This is a genomic window from Rhodococcus sp. NFXS4, assembly GCF_058139645.1.
In genome coordinates this window covers 1,083,851-1,096,419 of the sequence record NZ_CP192221.1, presented here as the reverse complement: position 1 = coordinate 1,096,419, position 12,569 = coordinate 1,083,851, and the positions used below count along the sequence as shown (strand labels likewise).

Annotated in this window: 11 protein-coding genes; 6 read left to right on the top strand and 5 right to left on the bottom strand. The window is 65.7% G+C overall.

What is annotated here, in order from left to right; translation table 11 throughout:
- Nucleotides 1-115: 115 nt before the first annotated feature.
- Entirely contained in the window at nucleotides 116-1,027 is a 912-nt protein-coding gene (locus J4E04_RS05035) for a hypothetical protein (protein ID WP_490150047.1), read from the top strand.
- A 92-nt stretch (nucleotides 1,028-1,119) separates the two neighbouring features.
- Here J4E04_RS05035 and J4E04_RS05030 read toward each other — a convergent pair whose 3' ends face one another.
- From J4E04_RS05030 to J4E04_RS05010, 5 genes are all read right to left on the bottom strand, one after another.
- Nucleotides 1,120-3,354, bottom strand: a complete 2,235-nt coding sequence (locus J4E04_RS05030) for an NADP-dependent isocitrate dehydrogenase (protein WP_490150046.1) — start codon at nucleotides 3,352-3,354, stop codon at nucleotides 1,120-1,122.
- A gap of 222 nt (nucleotides 3,355-3,576) precedes the next feature.
- The gene (locus J4E04_RS05025) at nucleotides 3,577-4,326 is read right to left on the bottom strand and encodes an amino acid ABC transporter ATP-binding protein (protein WP_285184689.1); all 750 of its coding nucleotides are present in this window, start codon (nucleotides 4,324-4,326) and stop codon (nucleotides 3,577-3,579) included.
- 26 nt (nucleotides 4,327-4,352) lie between these two features.
- Nucleotides 4,353-5,093: an amino acid ABC transporter permease gene (locus tag J4E04_RS05020; protein ID WP_490150045.1), complete on the bottom strand. Its 741-nt coding sequence runs from the start codon at nucleotides 5,091-5,093 to the stop codon at nucleotides 4,353-4,355.
- A gap of 11 nt (nucleotides 5,094-5,104) precedes the next feature.
- The gene (locus tag J4E04_RS05015; RefSeq protein ID WP_490150044.1) at nucleotides 5,105-5,965 is read right to left on the bottom strand and encodes an ABC transporter substrate-binding protein; all 861 of its coding nucleotides are present in this window, start codon (nucleotides 5,963-5,965) and stop codon (nucleotides 5,105-5,107) included.
- A gap of 169 nt (nucleotides 5,966-6,134) precedes the next feature.
- Entirely contained in the window at nucleotides 6,135-7,148 is a 1,014-nt protein-coding gene (locus J4E04_RS05010) for a LacI family DNA-binding transcriptional regulator (protein ID WP_490150043.1), read from the bottom strand.
- 169 nt (nucleotides 7,149-7,317) lie between these two features.
- On the opposite strand from J4E04_RS05010, the gene J4E04_RS05005 reads away from it, so the two are divergent.
- The 5 genes from J4E04_RS05005 to J4E04_RS04985 are packed head-to-tail and all read left to right on the top strand — an operon-like array spanning nucleotide 7,318 to nucleotide 12,556.
- The gene (locus tag J4E04_RS05005; protein WP_490150042.1) at nucleotides 7,318-8,280 is read left to right on the top strand and encodes a dihydrodipicolinate synthase family protein; all 963 of its coding nucleotides are present in this window, start codon (nucleotides 7,318-7,320) and stop codon (nucleotides 8,278-8,280) included.
- On the top strand, nucleotides 8,270-9,424 hold the full coding sequence (locus tag J4E04_RS05000) for an NAD(P)/FAD-dependent oxidoreductase (protein WP_490150041.1): 1,155 nt from the start codon (nucleotides 8,270-8,272) through the stop codon (nucleotides 9,422-9,424). Before J4E04_RS05005 ends, J4E04_RS05000 begins: the two co-directional genes overlap by 11 nt.
- A 6-nt stretch (nucleotides 9,425-9,430) precedes the next feature.
- Nucleotides 9,431-9,817, top strand: a complete 387-nt coding sequence (locus J4E04_RS04995; RefSeq protein ID WP_490150040.1) for an allophanate hydrolase-related protein — start codon at nucleotides 9,431-9,433, stop codon at nucleotides 9,815-9,817.
- Nucleotides 9,814-11,208, top strand: a complete 1,395-nt coding sequence (hydA, locus tag J4E04_RS04990) for a dihydropyrimidinase (protein WP_490150039.1) — start codon at nucleotides 9,814-9,816, stop codon at nucleotides 11,206-11,208. Before J4E04_RS04995 ends, hydA begins: the two co-directional genes overlap by 4 nt.
- A 55-nt stretch (nucleotides 11,209-11,263) precedes the next feature.
- Nucleotides 11,264-12,556, top strand: a complete 1,293-nt coding sequence (locus tag J4E04_RS04985; RefSeq protein WP_490150038.1) for an MFS transporter — start codon at nucleotides 11,264-11,266, stop codon at nucleotides 12,554-12,556.
- Nucleotides 12,557-12,569: the final 13 nt, after the last annotated feature.

Sequence of the window (12,569 nt, the reverse complement as noted above, 5' to 3'; positions counted from 1 at the left end):
GCGCACCGCGCAAAGACGGCCGGCATTGTGCTGGCACGACGTGCTGAAACGTTTCGCCGAATGGTTGGTGCGGTCAGGCTGCACCACAGACCCGTTGGCGGCATATTCGACGGCGATGGCGGTCGACCGATCCAGGCGCGAACACGACATCCTGGTCGCGGGATCCGACATACCACTGGAGTTGTTCGACACAGACATGTACGCCGACGACTGCGGACACACACCGTGGTCACCCGACGACACTGTCGATGCGCTCGATCCCTTCGCGAGATTCATTGTCGAAGAACGTGTTTCGCCGACACAGACAAACGACCTCGCGGAGATGGTCGGGGTTTCCCCGCCACGCATGGCACCGGTCCCGCGACGTCGCTCGGCACCCCTCGGTCCGACCACCCTGACGTCTCACGTCCGGCGGGTTGCTGCCTGGTGCGAAGACAACGGCAGCGTTCCCGACCCCTGCTTCGCACACCCGCGCTCGAGCAGGCAGCTTCGAGACGCCCTCGGCCCGACCGGTGAAGGCGACACCCTCAGCGAACTGCTGTCGACGGTGACGTACCAGGTGGTTATCGCGACCGCGGTGGGAGTGGGCGTCCTGCGCAACGAGGATCGAACACTTCGAGCAGGAGACGCGTTCGATCACTGGCTCTCGGCACCGAGCGAGGAGTGGCGACGCCGAAGTCTCATCGAGGCCTATATCGCGTGCTTGGAACCCGTTGTCGCACTGAACGCCTCGCCGCAGCGGGAGATAGCCGCAGCCTGCGCGGCGCTGTGGTTCATCCTCGTCCGCTCCCTGGTCGACGACCCAGCCCATGACGGCGAAGCTTTCGACGCGGGCATCGACACCGACATCGAGAAAGTCAGCGCGTGGGTGTTCGTGCGACTGGCAACCATGGTCGACCTCGGACTGATCGTCCCGGTGAACGGACAGTTCTGTGTTCCGGACTCCCACGCGCCGGCACTTATCGAGGCGCTAGATCGTCGTCGTCTCGAAAGGTCGACGTCGGCGGATCTCGAGCGTCGATCCTGATCGTGGAATCTGGACCCCGGATTCCGGGGTCCATAGTCCACACACAACTCTGGCCCATGCACGACGCGCGTGCATGGGCCAGATGTCGAGAACTACTTGGTCGCAGACTCCAACGCATCATTAAACGTCTTGCTCGGACGCATGATCGACGTTGCCTTCTCGGGATCCGGGTAGTAGTACCCGCCGATGTCGACCGGCTCACCCTGCGCGTCGCCGAGCTCCTTGACGATGGCCTCTTCCTGATCGGCCAGCGTCTTGGCGAGCGGCGCGAAGTGCTTCGCCAGCTCCTCGTCCTCGGTCTGGTTCGCCAGCTCCTGCGCCCAGAACTTGGCGAGGTAGAACTGGCTGCCGCGGTTGTCGAGCTCGCCGGTGGTGCGCGACGGGCCCTTGTTCTCCTCGAGCAGCTTGCCGGTCGCGGCGTCGAGGGCCTTGCCCAGGACGTTCGCCTTGCCACCGGTCTTCTTGCCCAGGTCCTCGAGGCTCACGGCCAGCGCGAGGAACTCGCCGAGCGAGTCCCAGCGGAGGTGGTTCTCCTCGATGAGCTGCTTGACGTGCTTCGGCGCAGAGCCACCTGCGCCCGTCTCGTACAGTCCGCCGCCGGCCATCAGGGGAACGATGGACAGCATCTTGGCGCTGGTGCCGAGTTCGAGAATCGGGAACAGGTCCGTGAGGTAGTCGCGGAGGATGTTGCCGGTCGCGGAGATGGTGTCCAGACCGCGGACGACGCGCTCGAGCGTGTACCGCATCGCGCGGACCTGCGACATGATCTGGATGTCGAGGCCCTCGGTGTCGTGATCCTTCAGGTACGTGCGCACCTTCTTGATCAGCTCGTTCTCGTGGGGGCGGTACGGGTCGAGCCAGAAGAGCACCGGCATCCCGGAGTCACGCGCACGGTTCACGGCGAGCTTGACCCAGTCCTGGATCGGCGCATCCTTGACGATGCAGAGGCGCCAGATGTCGCCCTTCTCCACGTTCTGCGTGAGCATGACCTCGCCGGTCGCCACGTCGACGATGTTCGCGACGGCGTCCTCTTCGATCTCGAAGGTCTTGTCGTGCGAGCCGTACTCCTCGGCCTTCTGCGCCATGAGGCCGACGTTGGGAACGGTGCCCATGGTCGTCGGGTCGAACTGGCCGTTCGTCTTACAGAAGTTCACCATCTCCTGGTAGATGCGGGAGAAGGTCGACTCCGGGTTGACGGCCTTGGTGTCCTTGGGACGGCCGTCGGCTCCCCACATCTTGCCGCCGGCGCGAATCATCGCAGGCATGGAGGCGTCGACGATGACGTCGCTGGGCGAGTGGAAGTTCGAGATGCCGCGCGCCGAGTCGACCATGGCCAACTCGGGACGATGCTCGTGGCACTTGTGCAGATCCTCGACGATCTCGTCGCGCTTCGACGCCGGGAGGGTGTCGATCTTGCTGTAGAGATCGGAGAGGCCGTTGTTGACGTTGACGCCGAGCTCCTCGAAGAGCTCGTTGTGCTTGGCGAAGGCGTCCTTGTAAAAGACGCGCACCGCGTGACCGAAGACGATGGGGTGCGAGACCCGCATCATCGTGGCCTTGACGTGCAGGGAGAACATGACGCCGGTCTCGTAGGCGTCCTGCATCTGCTCTTCGTAGAACTTGTCCAGCGCCTTGGCGCTCATGAACATGCTGTCGATGACGTCGCCGTCGGTCAGCGAGACCTTCGGCTTCAGGACGACGGTCTTGCCGCTCTTCGTCTCGAGCTCCATCTTGACCTCGCGGTCGCCCTGGACGGTCATCGACTTCTCACCGTGGTAGAAATCGCCCTCGCGCATGTGAGCGACATGCGTGCGCGACGCCGGCGACCACTCGGTCATGCTGTGCGGGTGCTTGCGCGCGTACTCCTTCACGGCCTTCGGCGCGCGGCGATCGGAGTTGCCCTCACGGAGGACGGGGTTGACGGCGCTACCGAGGCACTTGGTGTAGCGGTCGCGGATCTCCCGCTCCTCGTCCGTCTTCGGGTTGCCCGGGAAGTCGGGGATCTTGTAGCCCTTGTCCTGCAGTTCCTTGATCGCGGCGTGCAGCTGCGGTACCGAGGCACTGATGTTGGGGAGCTTGATGATGTTGGTCTCGGGCAGCTGCGTCAGCTTGCCCAGCTCGGCCAAGTTGTCCGGCACCCGCTGGTCCTCGTCCAGGTAATCGGGGAACTCGGCGAGGATGCGACTGGCAACGGAGATGTCGCTCGACTCCACCTCGATCCCGGCTGCGCTGGCGAAAGTGCGGATGACCGGCAGGAACGCGTGAGTCGCCAGCATGGGCGCCTCGTCGGTCAGGGTGTAGATGATGGTCGGCTTTTTCTCAGTCATTGCAGGTCTTGCCTCGTTTTCCGTCTGCTCGACGTCGTCTGTCCTTGTGGGCTCGGAGACAACTTTAGTCGTGCAGGGCTGTGTTGTGGCGACCCCGGTCCAGCGGGCTCGATGTGTCTCGAGACATAACCTGACCTGCGCCGACGATCTTCCACCGGCGGTCCGGGAGGCTACCGGTGAGTAACCTGCCGTGACCGGCGGCGGAGGTCGGGCGCCGGTGACTCACAGCATTCGACTGAGGAACTGCTTCGTGCGTTCGTTGCGCGGATTGTCGAAGAATTCATTCGGCGCCGCATCCTCGACGATGCGCCCGTCGCTCATGAACACCACGCGATCGGCAGCCGCTCGCGCGAACCCCATCTCGTGACTCACCACGACCATGGTCATTCCCTCGTCGCGCAGTCGCAGCATGACGTCGAGAACCTCCTTGACCATCTCGGGATCCAGCGCCGAAGTCGGCTCGTCGAACAGCATTACCTCGGGCTTCATCGCGAGCGCTCTTGCGATCGCCACCCGCTGCTGCTGACCGCCCGAGAGTTGCGACGGGTAGTTCTCGCTCTTGTCACCGAGTCCGACGAGCGTGAGCAGTTCCTGAGCCTGCGCTCGCGCCTTGTCCTTCGGCGTTCCGAGCACGTGCCGTGGGCCGGCGGCCACGTTGTCGAGCGCCGTCATCATCGGGAACAGGTTGAAGTTCTGGAACACCATCCCGGTGTAGTGGCGCTGCCGGGCGATGTTCGCCTCGGACAGTGGTGTCCGCTTGCCGTCGTCGGAGAACCCCATCAGTTCCCCGCACACCCGGACCGTCCCCGACTCGATCGTCTCGAGGCAGTTGAGAGTGCGGAGCAACGTGCTCTTCCCGCTTCCCGACGGCCCGAGGAGAAGCACCACCTCGCCCTTGGCGACGCGGAAGTCGATGCCGTCGAGCACCACGAGATCGTTGAATGCCTTGGTCATGTCCTGAACGTCGATCATCGTCAGGTTCGCGATCGCCTGATCGGTCATCGGTTCACCGCCTCCGCATCGATGACACTGTCGTCGAGCGCTGCCATGTCGGTTCTCCCTCTGCGACGGTAGTTCCTGTCGTATCCACGTCCGGCTCGTACTTCCAGGCGCTTCTGGATCAGACCCCAGAGGGTGGTGAGCAGGAGGAAGTAGAGCGCTGCTGCGCACAGCCCCTCGAGCACCCTGAAGTTCACCTGGACCAGGAACTGCGTGCGGCGCAACAACTCCTGGACGGAGATCACCGAGACCAGCGTCGTCGTCTTCAACAGGCCGTTGAAGCTGTTGCCGAGCGGAGGGATCATGACGCGCAGGGCCTGGGGCAACACGACTACGCGGAACACCTTGGTCGGTGACATCCCCAGCGCACGTGCCGCTTCCGTCTGCCCAGTGGGAACGGACAGCAGTCCGGATCGCACGATCTCGGACAGGTAAGCGGCCTCGTTCAGCACCAGTCCGAGCAGCGCCGCCTCGATGACGCCGAGCTTGATTCCGACCTGGGGCAGCCCGGTGTAGATGATGACGAGCTGCACGAGCAGCGGGGTCCCTCGCATCAGCCAGACATAGAACCCCGATACCGCGCGAAACGGCAGGAACTTCGACGACCGGGCGACCGCGACGACCACCGCCAGCACGAGCCCCAGGATCATGCTGACCACGGTGAGCCAAATGGTCACCCAGGCGCCCTCCAGCAACTGTGTACTGGTGAGGATGGAGAAGAACGCGTCCCACGACCACATGTCGGAGCCTCTCAGCTCTCGAGCGGGCCGGTGCTGACGGCGATGTCACCCTCGTACCCGCTGACGTCGTACTGCTCGAACAGGTCCGGCAGGTAGCCGTCGTCGCGCATCTCGGACAGGACGCGCGCGACCTCACCGGCGGACTTGCTGCCCTTAGCGAAGCCCATGGCGAGGGGCGCCTCGTTGATGCCACCGATGGCGGTCTCGAAGCGGCCGTCCTCCTGGTAGAACGAGGTGACCGACTCGACGATCGACGTTCCGTCGAGCTGTCCCGCCGAGAGCGCCTGGTACGCATCGGCATTCGTCTTGAATGTCTGCACGGTCAGCGGCGCCTTGCCCTCCGTCGCGAACTGTTCGGACAGCGCGGTGAGAGTGTCGAACTCATATCCCGGCGCTTCCACACCGACCGTCTTGCCGGCGAGGTCTTCCACCGTGCTGATGCCCTCGGGATTGCCCGACGGAACCGAGATGGACACTGCCTGAACCTCGTACGGCACCAGATCGATGGTCTCGGCGCGCTCGGGTGTGTAGAACATGCCGGTGTCGATCATGTCCCACCGACCACTCTGCACACCGGGGATCTGGGCCTCGAACTCGATGTTGACGAACTTCGGCGTCAGGCAGAGTCGCGTGGCGATTTCTTTGCCCAGGTCGACCCGCATGCCGATCACGTCTCCGTCGGCGTCGACGTACTGCATGGGCGGGAGGGTGGCATTCGTGGCCATGGTCAGCGAGCCCTCCTCGGCGAGATCGGCTGCGCCGAGAGTCGGCGTGCAGTCCGTCGGCGCGGCATCCTGCTCCGACGAGGAGCCGCACCCGACGAGGCCGAGGGTCAGGACGCCGGCAGCGGCAATTCCGATGAGCGTGCGCATAGGAGAGACCTTTCGGTGTCGACTGCGGTCCGCAGCGACTGTCTGGATCGGGTTGGTCGACCTCGATGGGATCGATTGCATGAACCATCGCAGAGTGCCTGCGGACGCGTCAACGTGGTTAACACGGACGACACGTGTTTCAACGAAAGTTAACGTCGGCCCTCGTGAATCACGAGTTCACGACAGGCGCACACGACGCGCGCTCGACCAATCGGGCGCCGATCCGGTACGTGCGGCCGTCCAACTTCGACGGCTCGCTCATCTGCTGGAACAAGAGATCCATCGCGACGTTGGCCAGCTGTGAGGCACCGTTGTCGACGACGGTCACGGCCGGGTGCCACAACGAGAGCCACGGCATGTCCTCGTGGCAGATCAGCGACAAGTCGCTGGGCACCGACACCCCTCGTCCGACGAGTGTCGGCAGAATCCCGAACACTGCTTCGTGGTTCGCCGCATAGAGCGCAGTCATGCCGGACGGTTCGTCGAGCAGCGAATCGACCGCCGCGACACCGAATTCCGTGGTGAACGGCCCTTTCCTGACCAACGACGGGTCGATCTCGATGCCGTGGTCCGCCAGTGCCGAGCGGTAGCCCTCGAACCGCTCCCTGCCGGAGGTGGCGTCTTCGAGACCGCCGATGTAGCCGATGCGTCGGTGACCGAGGTCGAGGAGATGCGCCGTCGCATCGCGCGCACCGTCCAGATCGTCGGCGAGGACGGTGGGTGCGGCGCTCCCTCGAACCGACCTGATCACGTTGACAACAGCCCGGCCCTGGGCCAGCAGAGCATTGGATTCGACTGCGCTGCGACCACTCCCGATGACGATGGTCCCATCGACTCCGTGGTCGCCCAGCATCGCGAGCACGTCCCGCTCGCGGGACGGGTCCGCATCGGTGATGCACAACAGAACCTGAAAGCCGTTGTCGGAGCATCTCTTGTGGACGACCTCGGCCACGGTGTGGAACGTCGCGTTGAGGAGGTTGTTCATCACGAGACCGACGAGATGCGACTTGTTGGAGCGCAGCGCACTCGCGGCCCTGTTGGGCCGGTACCCCAGTGTTCGGGCCGCCTCCTCGACGGTCCGTCGGGTATCGGCCGAGATCAGCGTCGACCCGCTCAACGCCCGGGAAGCCGTGCTGCGCGAGACTCCCGCGGCAGCAGCCACGTCAGCCAGAGTGACCGTCATCGACCCTCACCTCCCCTCGTCGCCGATCGTGCACAGACTCTCCCACGCCGAGCCTCGCTCGTTACAAGTGCGTTTCCGGCTTGACGATGTGTCTTCACCGACGGCAGTCTATGCAATCGATCCCATCGAATCGACCCAGTCCGGCTTCCACGCCGCACGAAAGGTATTCATGAACCGCGATGACGTCGCCTGGTCCGGCTATTGGCCCGCAGCACCCACCCCGTTCACCGCCGGCGGCGCGGTCGACACGGATGCCCTGGCCTCTCTCATGAACCTGTACGCCGACCACGAGGTCGACGGCGTTCTCGTCAACGGCAGCACCGGCGAGTGGTTCAGCCAGAGTGACTCCGAGCGGCGCACCGTCGCCGAGGTCGCCATCGACGCGGTGCGCGGACGCTTTCCCGTCGTCATCGGCGTCAGCGCGTACACCGCACGCGACTCCGCAGCACTCGCGCGGCATGCCGAGTCGTCAGGCGCCGACGGCGTGCTGGCCACACCTCCGCCCTACGTTCATCCGTCGAAGGACGAACTGCTCGCCTTCTACCGATCCGTCAGCACCGCAACGGCATTGCCGTTCATGGTCTACAACTGGCCGCGTGGAGTCGCTGTCGACATGGGCACTCTGCCCGGGCTGTTCACCGAGCTCGCAGCCCTCGACAACGTGGTGGCCGTCAAGGACAGCACCGGCAACTGGCTCTCCATGCTCGACACCGTCGAGGCGGTGGCCGGCACGGTCCGAGTCTTCGGCAGCTTCCTTCACCACCGTGGACTCGCAGCGTTGCTGGATCTGGGTGGCGACGGGAACATCGACGGCGGCGGGGTGGGGGCACCCTTCGCCGTGCCGTTCTACCGCGCCGTCGCCGCGCGCGACGCGGTCGCCGCGCGGTCCTGGGCCGACAGGTACCGCGCGCTGTCGGGACGCCTGATCAATCCCGACTACAGCGGCGTCTACGCCTCTCCCATTCCCCAGCTCAAGGCCGTCATGAACGTGCTCGGACAGCCCGGCGGCAGCGTGCGCGAACCGCTGTTGCCCGTGACGGACCCGACGACGCTGGACCACCTGGCGCGGATCGTCGAGGACTCGGGAATCGCCGAGGCATCTCGGACAGCAGGAGTGGGCAATGCAGTCTGAGTTCGACGCGGTGGTCGTCGGAGCCGGCATCGTCGGCGCTGCGACGGCCCTGGCACTGACGAGGTCCGGCGCGCGCGTCGTCGTGCTCGACCGGTCCGCACCCAACACCGGTGGCTCCGGGACAACCGCGGGCAACCTCCACATCCAGACGATCCACACTCGACGTCCCGGCCAGGGTGCCGCCGTGGACGTCCGACGACTCCTCCCGCTGCAGCACCGCACCAGCTCGCTGTGGAACGACCTGGCAGACAGCATTCCTGGCCTCGGCCTCAACCGCTGCGGCGGCTTCATGGTCGCCGAGACGGACGACCAGGTACAGGCACTCGAGACCAAACACGACTGGGAACGCACGGCGGGAATTCCCACGGAGGTGCTGACCGGGACCGAGGCACGCAGGTTGTTGCCGGCACTGGGACCCAGCATCGAGGCCGCGACCTGGTGTCCCCTCGACGGATTCGCGGAGCCTGACCTCGCGGGGCCCGCAACTTTGCGTCAGGCCGAGGCCGAGGGTGCCGTCCTGCGGTCGTACTCTCCCGTCACGGGTGTGGAACGAGTCGGCGACCTGTGGACGGTGACCACTCCCGACTCCACGTGGGTCGCACCCACCGTGATCGACGTAGCCGGTCCGTGGATGGCCGGCATCGCGTCGATGGCCGGCATCTCGTTGGACCTTCGGCCGACGTCACTGCAGATGCACGCACTCGCCGCACCCCCGCACACCCTCGACGTCCTCGTGCAGCACGTCGGAGAAGGCATGTCGATCAAGCAGGATCGGCGGGGTCGCCTCGTGCTCGGCGGTGGATGGCCGGCCGGCACGTTCCACGACACGGACGCTGCGTCGTCCCTGCCCGAGAGCACCACCGGAAATCTCGCACAGGTCGAGCGACTGCTCCCCTCCCTCGCGGCGCTCCCCCTCGTCGACACGTGGACTGGCCCGGTAGTGACGACACCCGACGAGATGCCGGTGATCGGTGCCGTCGACGGCGCACCGGGGTTCCTTGTCGCCGGCGGCACGTACTCGTTCACGTTCGCGCCGCTCTGGGCGCAGCTACTCACCTCGATGGTGCACGGACGAGAGCCGGACATCGACGTCAGCGAATTCTCACCGGCTCGACTCACTCCGTTCGCGGAACACGGAAGGTAGACACCCATGGCACTGGTCACGATGTTCGTCAACGGACAGGCGATGTCCGGAGGAACGCTCAACGACGCCCTTCACCGGGCGCGTTTGCTCGGCCCGGCGGTCACCGCACCGAAGTACCAATTCTTCTCCGTACGAGACGAATTCCCCGGATTGCACCCCGTGGCCTCCGGTGGCCACGCCGTACCTGGTGAGCTGTACGAGGTGGAGTACGACGTCCTCCGAGAAGAGCTTCTTCCCCGCGAACCCGAGGAGCTGGAACTCGGCGTCATCGAGCTCGCCGACGGGGGTGGATCCCTCTCGATGCGCATGCGCCGTGAGGCACTCGAGCGCTCAGATGTCACCGACATCAGTGAACTCGGCGGGTGGCTCGCATACCGGGCGACGCTGCGATGAAGGTGATCAGAGGAGGAACCCTCGTCGAGTCGAACTGGCACGGGCCCGCCGATCTCCTGATCGACGACGGCACGGTCGTCGCCGTTCTCGCTCCCGGCGCCGACGTAGACCCAGCAGCGGAGGTCATCGACGCCACCGGAAAGTTGGTCATGCCCGGCGGCGTCGACCCGCACTGCCACGTCGGTTTCACGTCGGGCGAGTTCACGTCACTGGACTCGTACCGCGAGTGCACGACGGCGGCCGTGTTCGGCGGCACCACGACGATCGTCGACTTCGCGATCCCCCGGCCCGGTCAGTCCCCGCTCGATGCCGCGGAGCAACAGCGGCAGAAGGCGACCGACGGCCTGTGCGACTCGGCCCTGCACGCGTGCGTCGTCGACTGGGACGACACGACCGCGGACCAGCTCGCCACGATGGCGCAGGACGGCATTCGCACCGTGAAGATGTTCACGACCTACGCCGGCGAGACCATGGCGAACGAGCACACCATTCTCAAGACCATGCAGACCATTCGCGATCTGGGTGGGATGGTCATCATCCACTGCGAGTCGGACGCCATCGTCACGGATTCCCAGACGACGGCGGCGGCCACCGAAGGCATCGACGCGGCTCACATGTCGACGACGCGCCCCGAGATCGCCGAGACGGCAGCCGTCGCCGCCATTTTGGCGATCGCGGAGTCTCAGGACGCGCCCGTCTACTTCGTGCATCAATCCACTGCGGCGGCAGTCGAACTGGTGGCGGATGCGCGCACCCGCGGACTGGTCGCCTTCACGGAGTCGGTGGCGCACCACCTGATCCTGGACGACAGCGCCTACGGCGGCGAGAACCCCGAACGGTTCGTGTGCTGCCCACCACTCAGGTCGGCCGACGCAGTCGAGGAACTGGGACAGCACCTGTTCACCGGCCACATCACCACCATCGGATCCGACCACTGCTGCTACGACACAGCGCAGAAGGAGGTCCACAGCCACGATGTCCGCCACATGCCCAACGGGCTACCGGGAGTGGAGACCAGGCTGCCGGTCATCTTCTCGCGCTACGTGCGCGACTCGAACCTGACCGTCAGCAGGTTCGTCGAGCTCACGTCGACGAATCCCGCCAAGACCAACGGACTCTTCCCTCGCAAGGGGACGCTGATGCCCGGCGCCGACGCGGACATCGCACTGTGGGATCCGGACGTCGAATGGACCGTCGACGTTGACGCGCTCCATATGGCTACGGACTACACGCCGTATCAGGGGATGACGCTTCGAGGAAAGCCGGTCACCGTTCTCGTCGGAGGGGAAAGGGTGGTCCAGGACGGGGAGCTGGTCGACGGGGAGCCGAGGGGTCGGCACCTGCAGGCCGCCCCGCTCGACTTCGAGGGCGGGCGGCGGACGCAGGTCTGACTTCCCGGTCTCGATGTCCCCGGCGCAGTGGGTCGAGGAAGCAGGACGCCGGTGAATGGGCCAGACTTCCACCGTGTCGACGACCGAGAGACCACGCGTCCCCCGTTCCGGCATCGTCGGCGGCACATTCGCCTTGCTCGGCGCCCTCTACTTCGCGCAGGGGTTGCCCTTCGGCTTCTTCACCCAGGCACTACCCGTGGTGTTGCGGCGGTCCGGCTACTCCCTGGTCGCGATCAGCGCGAGCGGAGTGCTGTTCGCGCCATGGGCACTGAAGTTCCTGTGGGCACCGTATGTCGACAGGTACGGAAGTCGACGACGGTGGCTCCTCTCCCTCCAGCTCGGCGCGGCGGCAGTTGCGCTGGTACTGGCCTGCCTCGACCTCGCGTCCGGCCTGCAGTGGCTGTTCGTCGGCATCGCGGTGGTGAACGTTCTGTCCGCGACGCAGGACGTCGTCACCGACGGGCTCGCCGTGCGACTGCTCGACGCACGCGACCGAGGCGTGGGCAACGGGATTCAACTCGGGGCGTACCGCATCGGCATGATCGTCGGCGGCGGCGTTCTGCTGTGGCTGTTCTCGTTCGCGGGATGGCGAGCCTTGTTCGTCGCGATGGCGGTGTTGATCGTGGCGTCCACGATCCCGGTCCTCCTGCTCCGGACTCAACTCGACAGGGCGGATGTGCGACCGGCGGAGTCGACGACCGCAGTCCGCCTCGCCGGAACGTGGTGGGTTCGCCTGCGCCGACCGGGTGTCCTTGCGTTCATCGGCCTGATCGCCGCCTACAAGTTCGGCAACTCGATGGGCTCGGCCCTCGTCGGTCCGTTCCTCTCCGACCTCGGACTCTCCCTGGGGCAGATCGCCCTCCTCGAGGGTGGAGTCGCATCCGGCTCCGCGCTCGCCGGTGCCGCCCTCGGTGCGTGGTACGCGACCCGATTCGGCCGACGACGTGCCCTGCTCGTCGCCGGCATCACGCAAACCCTGGCGCTCGGCTTCTACGTCGCCGCGGCACTCGACATCGGCGGGATCGCGCTCGTGGTCACCGCCAGCGTCAGCGAGCACGTCTTCGGCGGCGCCGCGACCGTCGTGCTGTTCGCCCTCATGATGGACGCCTCCGAACGTGTCTACGCCGGAACCGATTACACCCTTCTTGCATGCGCCGTCGTCTTCTCGCAGGGCATCGCCGGACTCGCTGCAGGCGTGGTGGGCCAGGCCTTCGGTTACGCCGCGATGTTCGGGACAGGCCTCGTCCTGTCCGGGCTTGGGTGCGCGCTCCTGCTCTGGGCGCTGAAGAAGGGCATCGGGCCCGTGCAGTTAAGCGAGTCGGGCGTCATGGCCCGCGATCGGACCTGACCTCGGCAGCCGT

What these genes read in the sequence shown, in the direction of transcription:
- J4E04_RS05035 (WP_490150047.1), top strand. Translation starts at nt 116, where the DNA reads ATGGCGGTCGACCGATCCAGGCGCGAACACGACATCCTGGTCGCGGGA.
- J4E04_RS05030 (WP_490150046.1), bottom strand. Translation starts at nt 3,354, where the DNA reads ATGACTGAGAAAAAGCCGACCATCATCTACACCCTGACCGACGAGGCG.
- J4E04_RS05025 (WP_285184689.1), bottom strand. Translation starts at nt 4,326, where the DNA reads ATGATCGACGTTCAGGACATGACCAAGGCATTCAACGATCTCGTGGTG.
- J4E04_RS05020 (WP_490150045.1), bottom strand. Translation starts at nt 5,093, where the DNA reads ATGTGGTCGTGGGACGCGTTCTTCTCCATCCTCACCAGTACACAGTTG.
- J4E04_RS05015 (WP_490150044.1), bottom strand. Translation starts at nt 5,965, where the DNA reads ATGCGCACGCTCATCGGAATTGCCGCTGCCGGCGTCCTGACCCTCGGC.
- J4E04_RS05010 (WP_490150043.1), bottom strand. Translation starts at nt 7,148, where the DNA reads ATGACGGTCACTCTGGCTGACGTGGCTGCTGCCGCGGGAGTCTCGCGC.
- J4E04_RS05005 (WP_490150042.1), top strand. Translation starts at nt 7,318, where the DNA reads ATGAACCGCGATGACGTCGCCTGGTCCGGCTATTGGCCCGCAGCACCC.
- J4E04_RS05000 (WP_490150041.1), top strand. Translation starts at nt 8,270, where the DNA reads ATGCAGTCTGAGTTCGACGCGGTGGTCGTCGGAGCCGGCATCGTCGGC.
- J4E04_RS04995 (WP_490150040.1), top strand. Translation starts at nt 9,431, where the DNA reads ATGGCACTGGTCACGATGTTCGTCAACGGACAGGCGATGTCCGGAGGA.
- hydA (WP_490150039.1), top strand. Translation starts at nt 9,814, where the DNA reads ATGAAGGTGATCAGAGGAGGAACCCTCGTCGAGTCGAACTGGCACGGG.
- J4E04_RS04985 (WP_490150038.1), top strand. Translation starts at nt 11,264, where the DNA reads ATGGGCCAGACTTCCACCGTGTCGACGACCGAGAGACCACGCGTCCCC.